The organism is Streptomyces sp. F001 (genome assembly GCF_004187715.1).
Classification (GTDB): Bacteria; Actinomycetota; Actinomycetes; order Streptomycetales; family Streptomycetaceae; genus Streptomyces; species Streptomyces flavusporus.
Window position 1 is genome coordinate 745,676 of sequence record NZ_QZWF01000002.1, and the last position, 20,008, is coordinate 765,683.

The 20,008-nt window shown below is 69.3% G+C and carries 17 protein-coding genes and 4 pseudogenes; 11 read left to right on the forward strand and 10 right to left on the reverse strand.

Annotation, left to right across the window (positions count from 1 at the left end; all coding sequences use genetic code 11):
- Positions 1-130: 130 nt before the first annotated feature.
- The 5 genes and pseudogenes from StrepF001_RS11120 to StrepF001_RS11140 form a co-directional block, all read right to left on the reverse strand.
- Positions 131-1,015 (reverse strand): universal stress protein, encoded by an 885-nt coding sequence (locus StrepF001_RS11120; RefSeq protein WP_129798112.1) that lies wholly within the window; start codon positions 1,013-1,015, stop codon positions 131-133.
- Positions 1,016-1,116: 101 nt separating this feature from the next.
- On the reverse strand, positions 1,117-1,326 hold the full coding sequence (locus tag StrepF001_RS11125) for a hypothetical protein (protein WP_129798113.1): 210 nt from the start codon (positions 1,324-1,326) through the stop codon (positions 1,117-1,119).
- Positions 1,327-1,607: 281 nt separating this feature from the next.
- Positions 1,608-2,039, reverse strand: coding sequence for a DUF2267 domain-containing protein (locus StrepF001_RS11130; RefSeq protein ID WP_129798114.1), 432 nt, complete (start codon positions 2,037-2,039; stop codon positions 1,608-1,610).
- Positions 2,040-2,669: 630 nt separating this feature from the next.
- Positions 2,670-3,038: pseudogene (locus tag StrepF001_RS49460) on the reverse strand (ATP-binding cassette domain-containing protein); the annotation flags it as partial.
- On the reverse strand, positions 2,923-3,951 hold the full coding sequence (locus StrepF001_RS11140; RefSeq protein ID WP_240797468.1) for an alpha/beta fold hydrolase: 1,029 nt from the start codon (positions 3,949-3,951) through the stop codon (positions 2,923-2,925). The gene StrepF001_RS11140 and the pseudogene StrepF001_RS49460, both read right to left, overlap by 116 nt.
- A 464-nt stretch (positions 3,952-4,415) precedes the next feature.
- Between StrepF001_RS11140 and StrepF001_RS47495 the strand changes: the two are divergent.
- The 4 genes and pseudogenes from StrepF001_RS47495 to StrepF001_RS11165 form a co-directional block, all read left to right on the forward strand.
- Positions 4,416-4,728, forward strand: a pseudogene (locus tag StrepF001_RS47495) (IS200/IS605 family accessory protein TnpB-related protein); the annotation flags it as partial.
- A 480-nt stretch (positions 4,729-5,208) separates the two neighbouring features.
- Positions 5,209-6,087 (forward strand): GNAT family N-acetyltransferase, encoded by an 879-nt coding sequence (locus StrepF001_RS11155; RefSeq protein WP_129798116.1) that lies wholly within the window; start codon positions 5,209-5,211, stop codon positions 6,085-6,087.
- Between the two features lie 434 nt (positions 6,088-6,521).
- The gene (locus tag StrepF001_RS11160) at positions 6,522-7,202 is read left to right on the forward strand and encodes a helix-turn-helix domain-containing protein (RefSeq protein ID WP_129798117.1); all 681 of its coding nucleotides are present in this window, start codon (positions 6,522-6,524) and stop codon (positions 7,200-7,202) included.
- 31 nt (positions 7,203-7,233) lie between these two features.
- A complete protein-coding gene (locus StrepF001_RS11165) occupies positions 7,234-7,788 on the forward strand; it encodes a DUF3291 domain-containing protein (RefSeq protein ID WP_129798118.1) in 555 nt (184 codons plus the stop codon).
- A 6-nt stretch (positions 7,789-7,794) separates the two neighbouring features.
- Here the strand turns inward: StrepF001_RS11165 and StrepF001_RS11170 are convergent.
- Positions 7,795-8,181, reverse strand: a pseudogene (locus StrepF001_RS11170) (ISNCY family transposase); the annotation flags it as partial.
- 600 nt (positions 8,182-8,781) lie between these two features.
- On the opposite strand from StrepF001_RS11170, the gene StrepF001_RS11180 reads away from it, so the two are divergent.
- Both StrepF001_RS11180 and StrepF001_RS11185 read left to right on the forward strand, forming a co-directional pair.
- Positions 8,782-10,245: an MFS transporter gene (locus StrepF001_RS11180; protein ID WP_240797383.1), complete on the forward strand. Its 1,464-nt coding sequence runs from the start codon at positions 8,782-8,784 to the stop codon at positions 10,243-10,245.
- A 416-nt stretch (positions 10,246-10,661) separates the two neighbouring features.
- Positions 10,662-11,243: a protoglobin domain-containing protein gene (locus StrepF001_RS11185; protein WP_129798119.1), complete on the forward strand. Its 582-nt coding sequence runs from the start codon at positions 10,662-10,664 to the stop codon at positions 11,241-11,243.
- 470 nt (positions 11,244-11,713) lie between these two features.
- Here the strand turns inward: StrepF001_RS11185 and StrepF001_RS11195 are convergent, their stop codons facing one another.
- Entirely contained in the window at positions 11,714-12,397 is a 684-nt protein-coding gene (locus StrepF001_RS11195; protein WP_206306816.1) for a TetR/AcrR family transcriptional regulator, read from the reverse strand.
- A gap of 94 nt (positions 12,398-12,491) precedes the next feature.
- Between StrepF001_RS11195 and StrepF001_RS11200 the strand changes: the two genes are divergently transcribed.
- Positions 12,492-13,208 carry an NAD(P)H-binding protein gene (locus StrepF001_RS11200; protein ID WP_129798120.1) on the forward strand — a complete coding sequence of 239 codons (717 nt, stop codon included), beginning with the start codon at positions 12,492-12,494 and terminating at the stop codon, positions 13,206-13,208.
- Positions 13,209-13,810: 602 nt separating this feature from the next.
- Here StrepF001_RS11200 and StrepF001_RS11210 read toward each other — a convergent pair.
- Positions 13,811-14,647 (reverse strand): NAD(P)H-binding protein, encoded by an 837-nt coding sequence (locus StrepF001_RS11210; RefSeq protein WP_240797384.1) that lies wholly within the window; start codon positions 14,645-14,647, stop codon positions 13,811-13,813.
- Between the two features lie 183 nt (positions 14,648-14,830).
- Between StrepF001_RS11210 and StrepF001_RS11215 the strand changes: the two are divergent.
- Positions 14,831-14,920, forward strand: a pseudogene (locus StrepF001_RS11215) (glyoxalase); the annotation flags it as partial.
- 26 nt (positions 14,921-14,946) lie between these two features.
- A complete protein-coding gene (locus StrepF001_RS11220; protein WP_129798121.1) occupies positions 14,947-15,582 on the forward strand; it encodes an NAD(P)H-binding protein in 636 nt (211 codons plus the stop codon).
- Between the two features lie 821 nt (positions 15,583-16,403).
- Here the strand turns inward: StrepF001_RS11220 and StrepF001_RS11225 are convergent.
- Together StrepF001_RS11225 and StrepF001_RS11230 are read right to left on the reverse strand one after the other, a co-directional pair.
- On the reverse strand, positions 16,404-17,399 hold the full coding sequence (locus tag StrepF001_RS11225) for an alpha/beta hydrolase (protein ID WP_129798122.1): 996 nt from the start codon (positions 17,397-17,399) through the stop codon (positions 16,404-16,406).
- 76 nt (positions 17,400-17,475) lie between these two features.
- On the reverse strand, positions 17,476-17,793 hold the full coding sequence (locus StrepF001_RS11230) for an antibiotic biosynthesis monooxygenase (protein ID WP_129798433.1): 318 nt from the start codon (positions 17,791-17,793) through the stop codon (positions 17,476-17,478).
- A gap of 143 nt (positions 17,794-17,936) precedes the next feature.
- On the opposite strand from StrepF001_RS11230, the gene StrepF001_RS11235 reads away from it, so the two are divergent.
- Together StrepF001_RS11235 and StrepF001_RS11240 are read left to right on the forward strand one after the other, a co-directional pair.
- Entirely contained in the window at positions 17,937-18,842 is a 906-nt protein-coding gene (locus StrepF001_RS11235) for an AraC family transcriptional regulator (RefSeq protein WP_129798123.1), read from the forward strand.
- 155 nt (positions 18,843-18,997) lie between these two features.
- Positions 18,998-19,747, forward strand: a complete 750-nt coding sequence (locus StrepF001_RS11240) for an SDR family oxidoreductase (RefSeq protein WP_129798124.1) — start codon at positions 18,998-19,000, stop codon at positions 19,745-19,747.
- Positions 19,748-20,008 lie beyond the last annotated feature (261 nt).

Consider the following 20,008-nt stretch of genomic DNA (forward strand, 5'->3'; position numbering starts at 1 on the left):
TGGCATCCGGCGTCGCCCCAGAGGACAGTGGGCTTGGGCCGTTCTGCCGATGTGTTGCGGCGCAAGCACGGCTGACCTGCCGTTTCGCCTTCCGGAGTGAGGTCCCTCCTTCTGGAGAACCGACCGCGGGCTACTGGTCGTGCGCATGCGGGACGGTGATGACCGGGCAGTGTGCGTGGTGCAGTACGCCCTGACTGACGGAGCCCAGCAGCATGCCGGTGAAGCCGCCGTGCCCGCGTGCGCCCACGACCAGGCCGAGGGCGTCTTCGGACGCCTTGGTGAGGACCTGTACCGGGTGACCTCTCACGACCTCGTGGTGCAGTTCCACCTCCGGACGGGCCGCGGTACGCACCGTAACCGTCTCCGACAGCAGCCTGTGGCACTCCTGGACGGCCGCGTCCTCGTCGAGAACTCCGAGCCGTGGAGGGTGCCACACGTACAGGGCCCGCAGGGCCGCACCGCGCAGGGCGGCCTCCTCGAAGGCGAAGTCGACGGCGGCCGCGGACTGAGGGCTGCCGTCGACCCCGACCACGAAGTACGGCTGCGGCTGGGCGCTGTGTTCCGGCTCCGGTACGACCACCACGGGGCAGGGCGCGTGGGCGATGAGCGGGAGGGAGACGGCGGCGGAGGTGAAGAGCTCCCGGACAGCGCTCAGGTGCCAGGAACCGAGCACGACCTCTGTGGCGTTTTGCGCCTGCTCGCGCAGTACCCACGCCGGATGCCCCTCCGCCAGCAGCCCGGTCACCCGTACCTGCGGATGCCGGGACTCGACGAAGGCGACCGCCGCCTTCAGCACCCGATCCCCCGTCGCGTGCAACGCCTCGTTCCACTCCTCCCAGGACGGCCGCCCGCCCGTCGGCCGGTACCCGGGGGTCGGCACGTTCTGCGCGAGGACCAGCAGCAGGGGCAGGCGGCGCCGGTCCGCCTCGTCGGCGGCCCAGGCGAGTGCCGTGCGTTTGCCGGGATCGGGGTCGACGCCGGCCACGATGGGTTTACGTCCTTGTGCATGCGTCATCGCCGACTCCGTGGTTTCTTATCGGCACGTCGACCCCCGTACCGGCCGGTGCAGGCGCAGTCACCGCGGCCGACTCCGTCTTCTCCGGCGCGCCGGTGCGTCTACAGGCCCTGGGAGAGCAGGAGTTCGTGGGCGAGTCGTGCGCCGCGTGCCGCTTCCTCGGGCGGAACGTCCTCCGACGGGATGTTCTCCAAGCCGCGGGCGAGTGCCCGGACGGCCTCGGCCAGGGTCGCGACCTGTGCTTCCAGCCGACTCAGTCGGGCCTCCGGCCCGGGCGCGGCATCGGGTTCAGGGGAACGGTTCTGCGTCATGTCGTGCTCCCTAACGAGGTGATGACGGGCCGGGCCGTTACTCGGCGGGGCGATCAGGCTGTAGGCCACTTGTCGTCACGCCGCTGAGGTGCCACACGTCGGTTCATCGACCGGAGGCTCCCCGTCCCGGAGTGCAGGTCGTTGACTTCGTGCCGGTCAACGACCTGCGCCCGATGACTGAGCGACGCAAGGAAGTTGTCACCCTGAGTGTCCGTCAGGTCCTGGCCCGCTCCGTGCCGGGGCGTCGCCATGCTGGTACCTGGCTCGTGCGTAGCGCTCGGTCAGGCAGTCGGCTGAAGGAGGAGTGCGCGGATGTCGTGCGGAAGTTGCTCCATTGCCGCCTCCAGTTGCCCGGGCGAGACGTGGTCGCGTACGACGGCGGTGACCGCGGGAACGATCCGGGGCACTTCTTCGGCAGTGACCTTCGCTTCCTGGACGAAGCGGTTCACGTAGCCTTCGCGGTCGTACTTGATCGGTACGGTGCTGGGGTCCCAGCCGTCGTAGTAGGCGCCCCGCAGCAGGTCGGGGAGCTGCGCGGCGAAGTGGGCGGCCACGTCGATGGTGACCCGGTCGCGGAGCGTGTGCAGCCAGGTGCGCAGCACCCGGTGGGCGAGGTGGCGGTCCTCGGTTCCCAGGGCTTCGGACACCGCTTTCAGCCAGATGTTGGCGGTGTGGATGGCGTGCTCGAAGTCGGGTGGATGTGTGGGAGGCATCGGTCTTGCCCTTCCGGTCTTCCGTGGCGCCCATGCCCTTCCGGGATTTCCGCGCCTTCGGGCGGGCGGTGTTCGGCACGGGAACGGTCGGCTCGAACGGAAGTGGCGAGGGCGCGGGTGACAGCCGCCCGGTGACGTACCGCATGCGCAGCACGACGTGCACGCGGTGGCTTCTCCTTCCTGCCCTAGGCTCCATGCTAGGGCGGACGGAACCGGTTGGCAGCCGCGCCACAGCACGGCGTCACGTGGTTGGGCAGACGGGACCGGGCAACGTTTGCCGACGGCTTTGGGCAGCACTTGGTGATCAAGCGGCTTGCACCAGTTGTTGGGTTCCCGGTGTCTGGGCAGAGGAAGACGGGCACGGCAGCTGTGGGATCAGCGCAGCTCAGGGTGTCGTGGGCCTGGATGACGCCGTGGGAGAAGGTGCGCCAGGGCCATGGGATCTGCTTCCCATTGGCCAGGGTGCGGCCGGTTGTGCGCTTCCGAAGCGACGCCGAAGCGACAAGCAGCGCAGCTTCGGGAGTACCTGGCCCGCAACAGGGGGGCAGGCCGCTGCCTGACGCGTGGCGATGCGGCCGTCGCGCAGCTCGAGGCGCGAGCCGGTGAACCGGGCCCGCATCCGGCGGTCGTGTCCAAGTCGTTCGTCGGCTCGTCCAGGAGCAGCAGCTCAGGTGCCGACGCCGGCGTGGCGGCCAGTGCCGGGCGGGACCGCTCACCGCCGGACAAGGCGCCCAGCAGCCTGCCGTGATCCAGGTGCGGAAGCCCGAGCCCGTGCAGCGCGACGCCCACCCGGGTGTCCGCCCCGTACCCACCCCGGGACCTGCAACGCCGACGGCAACATGACCCAGCGCACGACTCTTTCCGCTGGTGGAAGCCGGAGCTGTCAGGGAGCGCCCCTGCGCTGGACCGGGATACGGTTGATCCTCGGCCTCGCGGCGGCCTGACCTTCGTGCCTGGTCGCGGCGACCGCCGTGCTCGGGGGTGTGGGCACCCCCGCATCAGGGCCGCCCGAGCGCAGCAGCTCCCGCCATTCCTCCGCGCTCCGGGTGACCGGCTCCGTCGTGGCGATGAAGTCCTCCAGCACGGCCAGGAACCGCTGCGGATCGGCGTGGAACGGGAAGTGGCCCGCGCCCTCGAAAACCTCCAGGCGGCTGCCGGGCATTGCCGCGTGCGCCGTCCCGGCGTGCCGGGCAGGCACCACCTGGTCGCGCGAGCCCCAGACCAGCAGGGTCGGCATACCGGCAGTCAGATAGCAGCGGTCGAGCATGGTCACCACCTGGCCGCGCCAGTCGACCACTGCGCGCAGCGTGCGGAGGAACGCATCACGCGAGGCGGCGTCGGGCAGCGCATCCACCAGCCGCAGCAGATCCGGGGCGTCCTGGCCCAGTCCGGTATCGAGCAGTTTCAGCAGCCGGATCGCCAGGGCGGTCTGCGTCCGCACCGTCGGAAGCCGCAGCCAGGACAGGGCCAGATGGGCTCCGGGCAGCGAGGCCGCGCGCAACGCTGGGGTGACGCCGCGGCCCACCCCACCGGTACTCACCAGTGCCAGCCGTTCGGTGCGCTCGGGGAACTGATAGGCGAACTGCATGGCCACCCCGCCGCCCAGTGAGTGCCCGACGAGTGTCACCTTGTCGATGTCCAGCACCCCCAGCAGGTCCCGCATCCCGTTGGCGTAGGCGGGCACCGAATAGTCGCCGCGGGGCTTGTCGGAGGATCCGTGGCCCAGCAGGTCGGGAGCGATCACCGTGTAGTGGCGAGCCAACGCGGGAATCAGATCGGCCCATGTGTCGGACGAGTCACCGATGCCATGGATCAGCAGCACGGCCGGGCCCTCGCCGACCATGCGGAACGCCCAGCGGTGGCCGTGCACGACCCGGTACTGGCGCGGGATGGACTGATGGATCACACGCAATTGCGCGCGCTCACCAGGCTGTGGGGGGATGCTCGCCACAGCGACTCCTCTCCAGGGCGCACGCGCCTTCGGCGACTCTCCGGTTAACGCGCTTGTAACCTCATGCGCGTTGAAGGAATCTAAGTCGATAAGTCGATTTCTCTGGAGTGGGCTACATCACACACTGCCTCGGCCGGATCCTCTCGGAGGCATCGGAGTACCGTCGCGGCCTGCACTTCTGGGCGCCACTACGCCTCATCGCAAGATGACTGATGTGGCATACGGCACAGAAGCATCACGCGTTGCTGCTCAGGCGTCGGCGCCCCTCGGGTTCACGGAGTCGCCGCCCTACTGTGACAGGTGACACGCCCGGGGGTTGTGCGCTGCTGTCGTACGTCGGTGCACGAGTGTGTTCTGGTGTGCATGAGTGGGTGGCCGGCGGCGGAAGAGTCCTTTCAGGGAACGTTGGTTCGCCTGTCGAATGCGTGCTGCGGGAGGTGGCGGCGCCGTTCGTGGTGCCCGGCCCGTCCGGGGCGGCGGTCCGTGACGGGCTCAAGCACCTGACCGCCGACGACGAGCAGGTGCTCCGCTCGGTCGGCGACCACCTCGGTTCGCTCGCCTCCCGCGACCTGCTCGCTCGCCTCCCGCGACCTGAAGGCACGCTGCACGGCCGGGCTGGATCACGACGGCGATGCGTGGGCGGAGCGCAAGAGGGTGGTGACCGGGCAGTCCTCCTCGCGGTGGGCGGGGTCGATCACGAAGGCCACACACGACCAGTGGGGTCTGGCCCGGCGAGGCGGACCCGGCACCGGGTCATCGCGAAATCGCCAGTCGTAGTAGCCGGATCTGGATACGCCGAATCGGCCGCACATGAACTCGACGCCGTATGCGTATTTCTCACAACCCTATTGGGTCCCTGTCCGGAAAATTCGGGCCCCTCACTTCGTCGTCCTGCCCCGCCGCTGGAAAGACGAGCGCACGATCGGCTGGTGCGTGAACGCCCGCCGAAACGCACCGACTGTGAACGGTTGCCCCAGCACTCCGAAGCCCACCACCTGAACTGGGCGCTCATCACCGTGATGACCCGGCGTCTGACCTGCAAGAGTCCCAACACCAGCCACTGGACAAGGACAATCCTGGGTAGCCGACCATAGTTGGCTGCGCGACCGAGGTATGACGACCGAGGTATGACGACCGAGGTATGACGACCGAGGTATGACGACGCCTCATCTTCGGGTATCGGCTCCTCGGAGTCGAGTGCATGCGAGATCATGAAGCATGCGCCCGGATGCTTGGCACCTCACCGAAGACATCGACGACTTCCTCGCCCGGGCCGGAGACTTCCTCCGCTCGCGCCCCGTCCTGCACAACACCCCGCTCACCGTGATGGAGAAATGGCGGACCCGCCCGGGCGCGTTCGACCCCGGAACCGTCCTCTTCGGCCGACTGGAGTCGGACGGCGAGGCCCAGGCGATCTTCTACCGCCCTCCGACCCGCCGCCTCACCCTCACCCCGCTCTCCCCCGAGCGGGCCGACGCCCTCGCCGCCCGACTGACCGTCCTCGGCCACACCCTCTCCGGCGTCACCGCGGACCACGACACCGCCACCGCATTCGCCGAGGCCTGGCAACGGCACACCGGCGCGACGCCCACGCTCCGCGTCCGGATGCACCTGTACCGCCTCGGCACGCTCACCCCGCCCGAACCGCACCCGGAGGGCCACGGCCGGAGCGTGGGCAAGCAGGACCACGAGCACCTCATGCGCTGGTGCCGTGAACTCGCCGCGGACCTCGGGGAGGCCGTCACCATCGACGCCGACTCCTGGGCCGGCACCCGCTTCGCCGAGAAGCGCTACACCTTCTGGGAGATCCCGGACGGCACCCCCGTCTCCATGGCGGGTGTGACCCCGATGGTCGCCGGGATGGTCCGGGTGGATCCCGTCTACACCCCGGCCCACCTTCGTGGCCGCGGCTACGCGGCCGCCGTGACCGCCGAGGTGAGCCGGGCCGCGCTCGCCGCGGGCGCCACGGAGGTCGTGCTGTTCACGGACGCGGGCAACCCCACCAGCAACGCCCTCTATCAGCGCCTCGGGTACCGCCGGGTCACCGACTGGGCCCCGTACGACTTCGCGTACGCCGAACCGGAAGCCAGTTACTGACCTCTTCGGATTGTTGTCGGGTGGCGGGTGAGTGCCGGCAAGACAGCCGTCGATGAGGTCGGGGCGTTGCTGGATGTGGCGCAAGCCCCGGCGGAGGGTGTGTCCGAGGTGGTCGTCGGTGAAGGCGGTGTTGGTCGGCGGGCTGTTCCGTAACAGTGACCAGGTGCCCTGTACGACGTCGCCACGGGCTGCCGGGGAAATTCACGTGCCTGCGTTCCAGCACACGGCTACGGTGGACGCGTCCAGGTGCGCAGGCTGCGGCTACTTCTCCTGTCAAGAGGGAGACGCGGGTTCGAATCCCGCCGTCGGCCCCGGCCGGTGTCGTCCAGTGGCCGAGGACACCAACGTCGCCGCCGCCGACCTTGATCTCTGGAGACATTTCAGGCACGTCCCGTCCTTCTATCTCCAATCTGTGTTGTTCCTAGAATGGCCGGGTGAAGGACATCGACGCGATCGCGGCGTTGCAGGATCCGGTGCGCCGCCGCCTGTACGAGTACGTGGCGGCGCAGGGCCGCGAGGTCGGCCGCAACGAGGCTGCCGAGGCAGCCGGGGTGGCGCGCACGCTCGCTGCGCACCATCTGGACAAGCTGGCCGAGGTCGGGCTGCTGGAGAGCAGTAGCCGCCGCCTGACGGGCCGCTCGGGACCGGGGGCGGGCCGTCCCGCCAAGGTGTACACGCGGGCGCGGGCCGAGCGGGCGGTGTCGCTGCCCGCCCGCGACTACCGCACCGCCGCCGAGCTGCTCGCCGAGGCCGCCGAGCAGGCCGGGCTGGACGCCGGGCTCTGCGCGGCCGCGCGCCGCCGGGGCGAGGCCCTGCGCGGCTCGGCGGCGCCCTGCGGCGGCCTCGAAGAGGCCATGGAGATGCTGGCCGCCCGCGGCTACGAACCGCACCTGGAAGGCGCCGAAGGGACGACCGGGGCAGCCGCGCGCGTCGTCCGTATGCGCAACTGCCCCTTCCACGCCGTCGCCGAACGCTTCCCGCCGCTCGTCTGCGGCATGAATCTCGCGCTGCTGGAAGGGCTGCTCGGCACGGACGGTCCCGTCCGCGCCCGCATGGACGCCCGGCCGGGGGAGTGCTGCGTGGTGGTCGAGGCTTCTAAAAACAATCGTGATTGACATAGAAATCGGGCCGTGCTGGGATGTGGCCATGACCGCATCCCCGCATGCCGCCCACCTCGCCCAGCTCAACGTCGCCACGCTCCGCCACCCCCTCGACGACCCGCGCATGGCGCCGTTCGTCGAGATGCTCGACCCGGTCAACGCCGCTGCCGACGGCGCGCCCGGCTTCGTGTGGCGGCTCATGGAGGAGGGGGCGGCCGATGCCACCGGCCTGCGCCCGGCGGGTGAGGACGTCATCGTCAACCTGACGGTGTGGGAGACCCAGGAGGCCCTGTGGGACTTCACCTACCGCAGCGGGCACCTGGAGGTGATGCGACGACGCCGTGAATGGTTCGAGCGGCATGTCGAGGCGCACCTGGTGCTCTGGTGGGTCCCCGCCGGTCACCTCCCGACCGTCGGCGAGGCCCTGGAGCGGCTGGCGGACCTGCGGGTGCACGGGCCGTCTCCGCGCGCGTTCACCTTCGCCTCCTCCTACACCGCCGCCGAGGGCGTCCAGCACCTTCAGGCCGTGCCGCCGGCGCAGCCTGAGCAGGCCGCCCGGAGCGCGCGGCCGGCGCCGGGCGGGGGCGCGGCGGCGGTGTAGGGGAGGGATGCAACCGCCTTCGTCCTCGGCGACCAGGGCGGTGTTGCAGCCGAACTGGGTGGGGTGCTGGGGCTTGTCCCTGCGGATGGGCTGGGCATCGGGGTCGGCTCACGACACCAGCCGGTCGGGAATCGCGTAGATCCCCCTTCAGCCGCACAGCGGTCTGCTCCAGCAGCCGGCACGTGCCCGCCACGGTCTCGGCCGGCTCGCCAACCAGGTGCGTCAGCCGACCCGAGGGCTGTTTGCCCAGCGCACGACGGGCGTTGTGCTCCACCGCGGCAACGTTCCGCAAGGTCGCGCGGGCCACGGTGGCGATCTCACCGGTGAGCCGGTCGATCTCGCCCAGCGTCTGGCCGGTGCGCCTGCGCAGGTGCGTGAGATCTCCTTCAGACGTCACCCGCCTCCATTGTCGCGGCCACCGACAGCCCGCGCCAGCTCTCCCCACAGGTCAACGCAGTGACCACCCCGGCTTCTTCAGGAGCAAGTAGACAGTGGCGGGGGCAGCCTGGATGTGCAGGCAGCAACAGATGGACCCGCCCAGAGGACCCAGGAAGTTCCCGAGAGGAGTCATGAGTGTCGGCACAACCGCTCCGACGAGGACCCGCGCCCGGGCAACCGGCGGCTTTGACGACACCGTGATCCTCGACGGTCAGGCACACGATGTCGCTTCCCAGTAAGAAATCGTATGCCTTCGATCAGCTGGCGTCTCGTCCTTGTCGGCGGCCGACCGAGCTTCAGACCCTTCGGCAACGACGGTTCCAGCACCGCCCACTGCTCGTCCGTCAGAACTCCACGCGCCACGAACCAAGATCAGGCGTGGCCCGTTTGGCCCAACGTGGGTGTTGTTGCGCCAGTTGGGGGCTCGCGGTCCTTACGGTCTTGGTGTCGGTGCTCCGTGCTCGGGGCGTTTCCAGCGGTGCCGGCTGTCCTGCTCGGCAGGATGTCCGAGGCCGGGGTAGCAACGGACTTGCCCGGCCGACCAGGAGTGGTGACTTGCGATCTGGGGAAGCCTCATCAGCGCCTGGCAGTCTTGGCTGGAACCGTGAGACCGCGGCACTGGCGCTGCTGTCGTTCGCGATGCTGATCGTCTCACTGGACCAGTACATCGTTGTGGTGGCGCTGCCTGACATCGCACGCGATCTGGGCTACTCGGCGCAAACGCTTCAGTCGGTGATCAGCGCTTACGCGGTGGCCTCGGCCGGCTTCCTGCTGTTCGGCGGTCGCGCTGCGGACCTGCTCGGGCGGCGCAGGATCCTGGCGACCGGACTTGCTCTGTATGCCGGAGCGTCACTGGCGGGCGGACTTGCCACCGGGCCGGGCATGTTGCTCGCCGCACGCGCTTTTCAAGGTCTCGGTGGGGCCTTGGTCTTCCCCACCACGCTGGCGCTCATCAACACCACGTTTCCTGAAGGTCAGGCGCGCAACCGCGCTTTGGGCATCTGGGGCGGTGCAGGCGCGGCCGGACTTGTGATCGGCGTACTGCTCGGCGGACTACTGACCCAGGCTTTCGGCTGGGAAGCTGTCTTCTTGGTCAATGTCGTCTTGGCGGGTCCGGCACTGCTGCTTGCGTTCGTACTGATCCCGCCCGACGGTGAACGTGAGAAGGGCCGCACGTTTGATCTGCCTGGCGCGCTGAGTGTCACTCTGGGCGTCACCTTGATCGTATTTGCTTTGGTTCAAGGACCCGAGGTGGGTTGGCTTTCGCCGGGCATTCTGATCAGCGCCGTGGCCGGCCTGCTGTTGATCGGAGCGTTCGCAGTAATCGAGCGGCGCAGCTCCGACCCGCTGATGCCCCCGCGGCTGCTGTCGAACACAAACCTCATCACGGGCGTCGTCACAGCGTTCATGTTCATGGCGACCTTCGGGTCTGTGCTCTACTTCCTGTCGATCTACTTTCAACAGATCCTCGGCTACGACGCCCTGCAAACCGGCGCCGGATTCCTGATCCCCACAGCGATCGTGGTGGCAGGCTCGACGGCGGCCGGCCAGTTCGTCACCCGGTTCGGGCTCAGAATCACGCTGGCGGCTGCTCTTGCCTTCGGCGCGCTCGGCGCTGTGCTGCTCGGCGTTGCGATCTCGCCGGACGGCTCGTACGCCGAACTGATCCCAGGACTTATTGCGCTCAGCATCGGTGACGGCGTGGTGTTCACCACCATGTTCATCGCGGCCGCGACCGGAGTGGCAGACCGAGAACAAGGCATCGCCTCAGGCATCGCCTCCACCGGCTCCGGCGTCGGTGCCGCAGTCGGCCTCGCCCTCCTCGTCCTTGTAGCGACCGCGGGGCTCGAGGACCTCACCGGCGATCGCCTGCGCATCGCGGCCGCAGACGGAATCAGCACCGCGATGTTCGTGGTGGCGGGCGGGATCGTCGCCACGCTCCTCGTCGCTGTGATCCGGTGCCCGACACCACCAGCACCGGAATCAGCTGCCGTACCGCGCCAGTGGCGTCGCTGCTGACACAGCGGTTGACGGGCCACCCTGATATCACGGCGGCAGCGGCGTCGAGGTTGCCAACGCCTCGTGCGCCCGGCGCCTGGTCGAGCTGTGCGACGCGACCCGGCGATGATCCGACACGCTGCCGACCGCAAGTGTCACGACCTGTGGTACTCACTGGACTTCGGCTGGATCACGAAGCTGGGCTTCGGCCCGGCGGTCGAGTTCGCGGCCAGGCTTCAGAGCACGGTGGCGCGGTACCGCGACAACCCATGGCTGGTGGTCGGTAGACGCCGGCCGACGAGCGCGCAAAGACCACCGCGGCCGTTTCGCAACCTGGCGGGAATGCGCCCACGGCCCGACACGCGACGGTGTCCGTTGTCTGCTTTCAGTCGTTATGTCGCCTTCAATGGTGGTGACCATGGATGAGGAGAGGGCTTATGAGCACGCAGACCCCGGCCGGCTACACCTACGGCTCGACCCCGCCCAGCCCTGTCACCAGGGACGACCTGGCCAAGCTGGAGGCGAGTGTCCTGTTCACCGCCGAGGACGAGCAGGCGCTGCGCATGGCGGGTGACGTGCTGGAGGACCAGGTCGAGGACGTCCTGGACGTCTGGTACGGATTCGTCGCCTCGCACCCCCACCTCGTCGCTTACTTCGCCACCCCGGACGGCACGGTCCTGAACGACTACCTGACGCGGGTCCGCGGACGGTTCGGCCAGTGGATCCTGGACACCTGCCGCCGCCCCCACGACGAGAACTGGCTCTCCTACGCCCACGAGATCGGCCTGCGCCACACGAAGGACAAGAAGAACCAAGCCGACGCGGTGGACTCCGTGCCCTATGTCCCCCTGCGCTACATGGTGGCGTTCATCTACCCGATCACCGCCACGATGCGCCAGTTCCTGGCGAACAAGGGGCACGCCGACGAGGCAGTGGAACGCATGCACCAGGCATGGTTCAAGTCGGTGACGCTGCAGACCGCCCTCTGGCTCCAGCCCTATGCGGCCGACCAGTGGTGAGACCGTGATCAGACGACGGCTGCCCCGCGTGGTTTCCACATCTCCAGCAGTTCGTCCACGCCGTAGTGCAGCATGCCCCGCGGTCTTGACCGGGGGTCGACGACTCGGGTCGTATGAGAGGTCACCGTAGGGCGGGCTCGTACCACGAGCTCCAACGAGTAGTCACTGGGGCAGTGTTGGCGGCCGCGGAGGTGCCGAAGAGGCTCCCCTCCCGGCTGAGGTCTCGGCGGACCGTGTCTGCTTGAGGGATGCCTTCGGTGTCCGCGCAGCCACCAACACCGCTGTCCCGCGGCTGGATGAAGCAGGGCCGCCCGCCACTCTCAGTGAAGGCCTTGTGGGCCGGTCCAGGAATGCGTGACGATCCCGCTTTCGGGCAGGCCCGGCCACCGCGCCTCCCGCGGTCGGATCGGACGTCACCTCACATCCAACCGCCACGACCACCGACCCGGCGAACCTGTGCGGTCACGGCATCAGGCGCTCGCGGTCTCGTCCGGGTGGAGGGCGTCGAGGATGAGGGTGAGGCCGAAGGTGAACTCGTCGGCGTAGTCGTAGCCGGGCTTGAGGACGTGCTCGGTGGCCAGTTCGGTGAGGTGGGGGTAGGCGTCGGCGGGCATCTCGCGCAGGATGGCGCCGGCGACCTCGTCCAGTTCCGTCGCGCCTTTGAACGGCAGGCTGAGCTCCTGGAGTACGAAGCCGTACAGATAGCTGTCGATCAGTGAGACGGCGTGCGCGGTCATCGGGACGGAGAATCCTCCGGCACGCAACGCTCCGATGACGGCGTCGTGGTGGCGCAGGGTCGCGGGGCCGGGCTGGGAGCGGGAGTCCATCAGGCCGATGGCCCACGGATGGCGCCGGAGGGCGGCACGGGCGGAGAGGGCGCGGTGCCGCATGGCACTTTTCCAGTCGGTGTCGCGCGGCGGAAGGTCGATCTCGCCGAACACCGCGTCCACCATGCCGTCGAGGATGTCCTCCCTGCCCGCGACGTGGTGGTAGAGCGACATCGCCTCGACTCCGAGCGGTTCGGCAATGGCCCGCATGGTGAGCGCGGCCGATCCTTTCTCGTCGGCCACCGCCACCGCCGTACGAATCACGCGCTCGCGACTGAGCGGGGTGCGCGCCGACGCCCCGCGCCGGCCCTTGCCTCCCTCGTGCATCCGCCCCTCCTTTTCGCTCCTATTGACTGCCTTACAGTATAAGGCTAGCTTGCCTTACAGCATAAGGTCAGCATGCCGGCGAAGGGGCTGCGCCATGGGCACGGATCGTGTGAAGAAGGTCTGCATCGTCGGGGCTTCGGGAAAGCTCGGGCAGTACATGGTCGGGCACGCGTTGGAACGCGGCTACGAGGTGGTCGGCGTGTGCCGGGAGCGCAGCGTGCCGAAGCTGGCCGCGTTCGAAGGCCGCATGACCGTCGTCCCCGGACCCACGAACGACCCGGAGGTGATCCGGCGGGCGGTCGCCGGGTGCGACGGGGTATTGACGGTGCTGGTGCCCTGGGGCGTGCAGCAGTACGCGTCGGGCACGGCGCAGGCAGTGCTCGACCACGCACGGCCGGGCGCGCGCCTGGTCTTCTCCTGCGGCTGGCACATCACGCGCGACGGAAAGGACAAGTACTCGCGGATGTTCACCATGGGCGTGCGGATCGCCGCCGTGCTGGGCAAGCTCGTCCGCGCCGTCGAGATCGACGACCAGGTGGAGGCGTGCCGACGGGTGTTCGCCAGCGACAGCCGGTGGACCGTGGTGCGCGGCAGCACCCTGGAGGAGGGCGAGAGCCAGGGCCTGCCCGTCTGGAGCCGGCACGTGGGCGACCCGGTACTGGCCAGCAACCTGACACGCCGGGTGGACTTCGCGCTGTTCATGGTGGAAGCGCTCACCGACGACACGCTCGTCCGACAGGCCCCGGCGATCGTCGGCTGCCGAACCCCCAGCGCCCTCGCCCACACCGGCGGACCCCACGACCACCCCTAACTGGGTGCTGGCCTGGAGGAGCGGTGAGTTGGTCGGCGAGCGTCCGGGGGCGGTGGCCTGGGACGACGCACGCAACCGAGCCGCCCGGGCAGGCCGCGCTGCACGGCAGGCACGCCATGCCGCTGAGGCGGCGCGAGCCCGTGCCAAGCGCTTGACGACGTCACCTTCTCGGCAGTGAACGGCCGAGCTTGTGTACTCCATCGGCCGTTCTCTGCGGGGCGGTCGTGTTGGGCGAACGGGCGCGCGTCCTGCACGGTGCTGTGCTCACTGCCGAGGGCGGAGAAGTGCGAACGGGTGCGGGCGTGGTGGTTATGGAGAACGCGTTGGTCCGTGGCCGGGCGAAGTACCCGGTACTCCTGGGAGACGCGGTGCTGATCGGCCCGCACGCGCATATCAATGGAGCAGCTGTCGAAGACGAGGTCTTCGTGGCGACGGGTGTGTCGATGTTCCCCGGCGCCGTGGCCGGCGCGCGCTGCGAGTTGCGGATCAACAGCGTGCTGCACGTCAACTCAAGGCTGCGGCCGGACACTGTTGTCCCGATCGGCTGCAGCGACTCAGTCCGGCCCACCCGGGGCGGTAGCGGGACCTCCCCGGCGGCCCTGTCACTGCCTTGCGAGCCATTCGTCGAAGGTGGTCGGCGCGATGCGGGCGCCCTCGCCGGGCAGCAATACGTCACCGGCCATCTCCGGGCCGAGCACCGACGACCACGTCGGCACGAGCTTGACCGCGTGGCCGCGCGCGTCGTTGGTACGCCGGGCCATGTCCACCAGGTCCTGCAGATCCGGGCCGGCGACGTCGCGGTAACGCCCCTGCGGCGTGCCCGTGGCGATCTCGGCGAGAACATCGGCCACGTCCTCGGGCGCGATCGGCTGTACGAGCAGCGGTGGGATCGTGGCGACGCCGTCCTGCTCGGTCCAGCCCGTCACCGTCGCGGCGAAGTCGTGGAACTGGGTGGCCGGAACGATTGTCCACGGCACCGGGCCCTCGGTCACGAGGCGCTCCTGCTCCCGCTTGCCGGCGTAGTGCGCGTTGCCTGCAACACGATCGACCCCAACGATCGAGAGCAGCACATGATGACGGACCCCTGCCCGCTTCTCGGCAGCGAGCAGGTTCTGGGTGGCGGTGCCGAAGTACGCCACTGCCGCGTCCCGGTCCGCCCCCGTGTAGCTGGTGGCATCGACGACGGCCTCGACGCCCGTCAGGGCGGCGTCGAGGCCGTCGCCGGTGGTCAGGTCCACGCCGAGCGAGCGGCTGATGCGAACGACGTCGTGTGCTGCCCGCTCCAGGGCGGCGACGGTGAGGGTCCCGATGTTCCCGGTCGCGCCGGCAACGGCGATTCGCATAGTGATTCCGCCCTTCTCTCGTTCCGCCTCCGGGTACATCTTGGACTGGACGGACATCGAGGGAACGCCCGCCGCGCCCCGGACAGTCATCGCCATGGCGGGCAGCTGTCGTGGTAGATCGGTGATGGTCCGGGCCCGGCGACTGGCTCGACGCCGTGGCGAAGGGTGTCCGAATGGACCAGGGCCGCCGGGCCCATCCGCCGAATGTCCCGCGTCGGTTTGAGCGGTGGACGGACACGGTACGGACAGCTCCACAGTTCGATGCAAGGACGCAACCCCTTGGACCTGAAGCCCGAAGTCGTCGTGCTGCCCGTCTCCGACACGGACCGGACCAAGGCCTGCTACGAGAAGCCGGGCTTCCGCCGGGACCTCGGCGCGTACAAGAGGAGCCGGACATGAAGATCGTGTTGCTGGGCGCCACCGGCATGGTCGGCAGCCGTATCGCCGCCGAGGCCGTCGCCCGAGGCCACCAGGTGACGTGCGTCAGCCGCTCCGGTGAGGCTCCTGTCCCGGGCGTGGCTTCGACCGCCGCGGACGCGGCGGACACACCCCGGGTCGCCGCCCTCGCCGCCGGACACGACGCGGTCGCCTCCGCCCTGGTACCGCCGCGCGACGGCAGCGACCCGAGGGAGCCTTTCCTCGCCCTGAACCGAGCTGTGGTCGACGCCGTGCGCACCGCCAATGTCTCGCGGCTCGTCGTGGTCGGCGGTGCGGGCAGTCTGGAGGTGGCGCCCGGCGAGGCGCTGGTGGACCAGCCCGACTTCCCCGCCGACCTCCTCGGCGAAGCCCTCGCGCACCGCGACGTCCTCGCCTTCTACCGCACGGTCGGCGATCTCGACTGGACCTACGTGTCCCCGCCGGCCGAGATCGCCCCGGGCGAACGGACCGGCAACTTCCGCATCGGTGGCGACCAGCTGCTGAGCGACGCCGAGGGCCACAGCCGCATCAGCGCCGAGGACTACGCGGCCGCTTTCGTGGACGAACTCGAGAGCAGCGCACATCTGCGCACCCGGATCTCTGCCGCGTACTGAGCCAGGCCGCCAGGGGTTTCGGCAGAGCACGCGATCCGGCACGACGGAGCCCTCGCCCTTCCCGTCGGTCCACGGCTGCTGCCTCTCCTGACATTTCAAGTTCGGAAACACTCCACGTATCCCTGCCGGGACGCCTTGCGGCGTGGAAATCGGGTTGGCGGCTGTCCGTCGACGTCGGAAGTGCCTTGGGGGTTGATCCCGCGAATCAGTCTGACGCCCGAGCCGGCCGAGGGGTTGTGCACTGGTGCCGTGAGCACGCCGTGCAGAATCTCGTCGTCCCCTCCCGCTCCACGGGCAGCCGCCGCCTATCGGCACGTTCGGGGGAGTGAGGTGGGACGGGAGTCGGAACCCGAAGAGATCGGCAGAGCCGAGGACCTGATGGAACACGTGGCGGCGATCGACATCGTCGAGGCGTCGGGCATGGTCTCCATGCGCCTGCCGCTGGTCTGGCAGGTTCCCGTCGGCTCGGCATCCCTTGATACCGGCGGGTGGCTCTGTTCGCGAGAACGGACAGCACCGCTGAGGAGCCCGGAGTACCGGAGTGCCGAGGCCGCTGCTCGCGCTCGTGCCGTATGCGGCAATTTGGCGTGCTGGTGCGGCCGCCGGCCCGGTGGTGTCCGCGTTGCGGTCATGCCCCAGGGAAAGACTGTGCCCCCAGCCGGGCAGCCTTCGAGCCCGCGCACCCGCTCTTGTGAGGCAGAGACGGGGCGCCGCCGGACGATGCAAAAGTCGGCCGACCACGGGTGGTGTTGTGCTGTCGGACCGGATGGACGTTGCGCGTCCTGGTCCTGGAGCCTGCTGCCGGCAGGCCCACTTCATCATCAGGTCGTGGAGGCGTGGTGGCGTGGTGCGGTGGAGGTCGGGAACAGGAGGCGGGCGAGCCAGTCGGTGCGGGTGCGGCGGGCTGTGGCTGAGATGTGTGCCTGTGGGAACAGGGCGTCGAAGCCGTGGAAGCCGCCTGCCCAGACGTGGAGTTCGGCTTGGCCGCCGGCTGCCCAGATGCGGGTGGCGTAGTCGGTGTCCTCGTCGCGGAAGACCTCGGCGGAGCCGGTGTCGATGTAGGTGGTCGGCAGGCCCGAGAGGTCGTCGGCCAGCGCAGGTGAGACGTACGCGGGTATCTCCTCTTCGGTGAGGTCGCCGAGGACGGCGCGCCATCCGAACTCGTTCATCTCGCCGGTCCAGACGCCGGGCGCGCCGGAGTACTGGCGGCTGGAGGTGGTGGTGTTGCGGTGGTCGAGCATGGGGCAGACCAGCACCTGCGCGGCGATCGCCGGGGCGCCGAGATCGCGGGCCAGCAGGGTGACACCGGCGGCGAGGCCGCCGCCCGCGCTGGCGCCCGCGACGACGATCCGGCTGGGGTCGACACCCAGTTCGGTGGCGTGTCCGGCGACCCAGAGCAGTCCCTGGTAGCAGTCGTCGACCAGGGTGGTGCCGGTGGCCTCGGGGGCGAGTCGGTAGTCCACGGTGACCACGACCGCGCCGAACTGGTCGAGCCACTCCAGCGGGATGTCGAGCTGCGAGAAGCGGTCGCCCATGACCATCCCGCCGCCGTGGATCCAGTAGATGCAGGGTGCGGCGGGGGTGGTGCGATCGGTGTGCGCGGGGCTGAAGACCGACAGGGGGATCTGGGCACCGTCCTTGGCGGGCACGGTGATCTCGCGCTGGTCGATCTGCCGGTGTGCGAGGAGGGACTCGATGGGGGGCGAGGGGAATTGACGCAGTTGCGCGAGGACTTCCGCGTTGAGCCGGGACATGAGGGGCATGTCGGCCAGGAGTTCACGCAGTTCGGGGTCGATGGCGGGTCGTGCCGTGGTCATGGCGTTGCCTTTCGTGGGATGGTGCCGGACGGTCAGGAGAGAAATGCAGGCCGCTTCTGCAGCGGCCGGCCGGGGCTCAGAAGTCGGCCTTGCCGCGTACCGGGACGTAGTCGGTGTACTCGGGCTCCTTGGCCAGCAGCTCGTCGATCCGGGCCACGATGGTCTGGGCTGCCTCGCCCGCGAAGATGCGGTGGTGGTCCTTCTCGCTGGTCCAGCCCTCGGTGACGTGGACGACGTCGGGGTCGGACGCGGAACGGGAGACGAGGTAGACGACGCAGTGTTCGCTCGCGCCGGGGCTGCCCTCGTGCAGGCCGGTCAGCAGCAGGTCGACCAGCCGGTCGCCCATATGCGGCTTGGCGGTCAGGGTGGCGTTGAAGCCGTAGTTGGCGATCATGGCTTCCTTCTTCTCGGTGAGGGAGTGAGGTGACTCCATTCAACCGAGCTGACCTGCGGAAACGTTAGAACGATGCTCGCTCGCCCTTGCACGATCCTCGCGGGTGCGGGAGCGATGGCGCGGAACGGTGCTGCAATGGACGCATGTGCCTCGAAGAGCTCCGCACGCTGCTGGCCCGGCATGCCCGTCCCGACTGGACCACCGCCATCGACGGCGTACTCATCTCGAAGGTCGACCGGACGGATCCGCCGGCGCCCTCCATGTCCGGGACGGTGCTCGCGGTCATCGCCCAGGGCGCCAAACGCCTCGCGCTGGGCGACCGGGTCTACGAGTACGGCCCCGGGCAGTACCTGGTCGCATCCGTCGACCTGCCCGTCACGGGGCAGTTCACTCAGGTCGAACCCGGGCATCCGGCCCTCGGCTTCGGTCTCACGCTGGAACCGTCCGCCGTCGCCGAGTTGCTGTTGCAGGCCGGGCCCGGAGACATCCCCCGTGGCGGCGGAGGCGTTCCGTCGGGGATCGCCGTCAGCGACGCTTCAGCCGCGCTGCTCGATGCGGTGGTCCGGCTGCTGCGCCTACTCGACGAACCCCGCGACCTGGCCGTACTGGCACCGCTGGTCAAACGCGAGATCCTGTGGCGCCTGATCACCGGCGAGCAGGGGGCGACGGTTCGCCAACTCGGCCTGGCCGACAGTGGCCTGAGCCATGTGTCCCGGGCCGTGCGCTGGATCCGCGAGAACTATGCGGAGCCCTTCCGGGTGGAGGACGTGGCGCGGATGTCCGGCATGAGTGTCTCCGCGTTCTACCGCAACTTCCAGGCGGTGACCGCGATGAGCCCCATCCAGTTCCAGAAGCAGATCCGGCTGCAGGAGGCCCGCCTGCTGCTCGCCACCCACCCGGGCGACGTCACCGGGGTCGGCCGGCGCGTCGGCTACGACAACCTGTCGCAGTTCAGCAGGGAGTACCGTCGCCAGTTCGGCGCGCCCCCGAGCCTGGACGCGGCCCGCCTGCGGAAAACCGTACGCACCCCCGTGGGCATCCTGCCCTGAGCGGGCTGGCCATGCAGGAGGATCGTGCAAGGGGAAGCGAGGATAGTTCTACTGTTTCCGCAGGCCAGAGCGATTCAATGGGATCACCGGTTCTCCCGTGGAGCAGGAAAATGCCTGTCCATCCGCGGATCCCACCACATCGCAAAGGTCACAGCATGAAGACAGTTCTGATCACTGGCAGTTCCTCCGGATACGGGCGGGAGACCGCCCTCCACTTCCACTCGCAGGGGTGGAACGTCATCGCCACGATGCGCACCCCGCGTCCGGGCGTCCTTCCCGAGTCGGACCGGCTCCGCGTCGTCGAGCTCGACGTGACCGAGCCCGAGAGCATCGCCGCCGCGTTCGAGGCGGCCGGGCCCATCGACGTCCTGGTCAACAACGCGGGCGTCCCGTCGATCAGCGTGTTCGAGGGCACCCCCATGACGCACGTGCGGGAGGTTTTCGAGACCAACACGTTCGGCGTGATGGCGACGACCCAGGCGGTGCTGCCCCAGTTCCGCGAGCGCGGCTCCGGCGTGGTGGTCAACGTGACCTCCAGCGTGGTGCTGGGCCACATGCCGCTCTCGGCCATCTACAAGGCGAGCAAGATGGCCGTCGAGGGGTTCACCGCATCCCTCGCGCTCGAGCTCGCACCCTTCGGTGTGCAGGCGAAGACGGTTGAGCCGGGCGCCTGCCTGACGACGAACTTCGGGGCCAGGGCGACGAACGGCGCCTCGCCGGACGAGCTGGTCCCGACGCCCTACGCGGCCTTCGCGAAGAAGACCATGGACGGCTTCATGGCACAGGACGTGTTCACCAAGGAGAGCGACGTCGCCGAGACGGTGTGGCGAGCCGTGCACGACAGGACCGGCCAGCTGCGGTTCCCGGCCGGCCCCGACGCGGTCTGGCTCGCCCAGGTGAAGTGACCGACCAGCAGGCATGGTGACGCCGTACTGATGCCACGAGCCGGCCCCGAGCACACGCACGGGGCCGCCCCGCTCGATCTCGTAGTCCGCGTCGGGCGGCTGCTGCGCCGCCCCGACCAGGTGGCCTGCTCGCTGACGCGCACGCGAAGTTCGCCGGCAACTGCAGCTGGAAGACGACGCGCGCCTGGTGGAGCCGTCCGCACACGATGAGGATCTGCGCATCCTGGCCCGCCAACTGATGGACGCCACCGGCCCACAGCG

Coding starts and splice junctions, on each gene's coding strand:
- StrepF001_RS11195 (WP_206306816.1), bottom strand. CDS start 12,397: ATGCACGAGGGAGGCAAGGGCCGGCGCGGGGCGTCGGCGCGCACCCCG.
- StrepF001_RS11185 (WP_129798119.1), top strand. CDS start 10,662: ATGAGCACGCAGACCCCGGCCGGCTACACCTACGGCTCGACCCCGCCC.
- StrepF001_RS11165 (WP_129798118.1), top strand. CDS start 7,234: ATGACCGCATCCCCGCATGCCGCCCACCTCGCCCAGCTCAACGTCGCC.
- StrepF001_RS11230 (WP_129798433.1), bottom strand. CDS start 17,793: ATGATCGCCAACTACGGCTTCAACGCCACCCTGACCGCCAAGCCGCAT.
- StrepF001_RS11210 (WP_240797384.1), bottom strand. CDS start 14,647: ATGGCGATGACTGTCCGGGGCGCGGCGGGCGTTCCCTCGATGTCCGTC.
- StrepF001_RS11235 (WP_129798123.1), top strand. CDS start 17,937: ATGTGCCTCGAAGAGCTCCGCACGCTGCTGGCCCGGCATGCCCGTCCC.
- StrepF001_RS11120 (WP_129798112.1), bottom strand. CDS start 1,015: ATGACGCATGCACAAGGACGTAAACCCATCGTGGCCGGCGTCGACCCC.
- StrepF001_RS11130 (WP_129798114.1), bottom strand. CDS start 2,039: ATGCCTCCCACACATCCACCCGACTTCGAGCACGCCATCCACACCGCC.
- StrepF001_RS11200 (WP_129798120.1), top strand. CDS start 12,492: ATGGGCACGGATCGTGTGAAGAAGGTCTGCATCGTCGGGGCTTCGGGA.
- StrepF001_RS11225 (WP_129798122.1), bottom strand. CDS start 17,399: ATGACCACGGCACGACCCGCCATCGACCCCGAACTGCGTGAACTCCTG.
- StrepF001_RS11240 (WP_129798124.1), top strand. CDS start 18,998: ATGAAGACAGTTCTGATCACTGGCAGTTCCTCCGGATACGGGCGGGAG.
- StrepF001_RS11220 (WP_129798121.1), top strand. CDS start 14,947: ATGAAGATCGTGTTGCTGGGCGCCACCGGCATGGTCGGCAGCCGTATC.
- StrepF001_RS11125 (WP_129798113.1), bottom strand. CDS start 1,326: ATGACGCAGAACCGTTCCCCTGAACCCGATGCCGCGCCCGGGCCGGAG.
- StrepF001_RS11155 (WP_129798116.1), top strand. CDS start 5,209: ATGCGCCCGGATGCTTGGCACCTCACCGAAGACATCGACGACTTCCTC.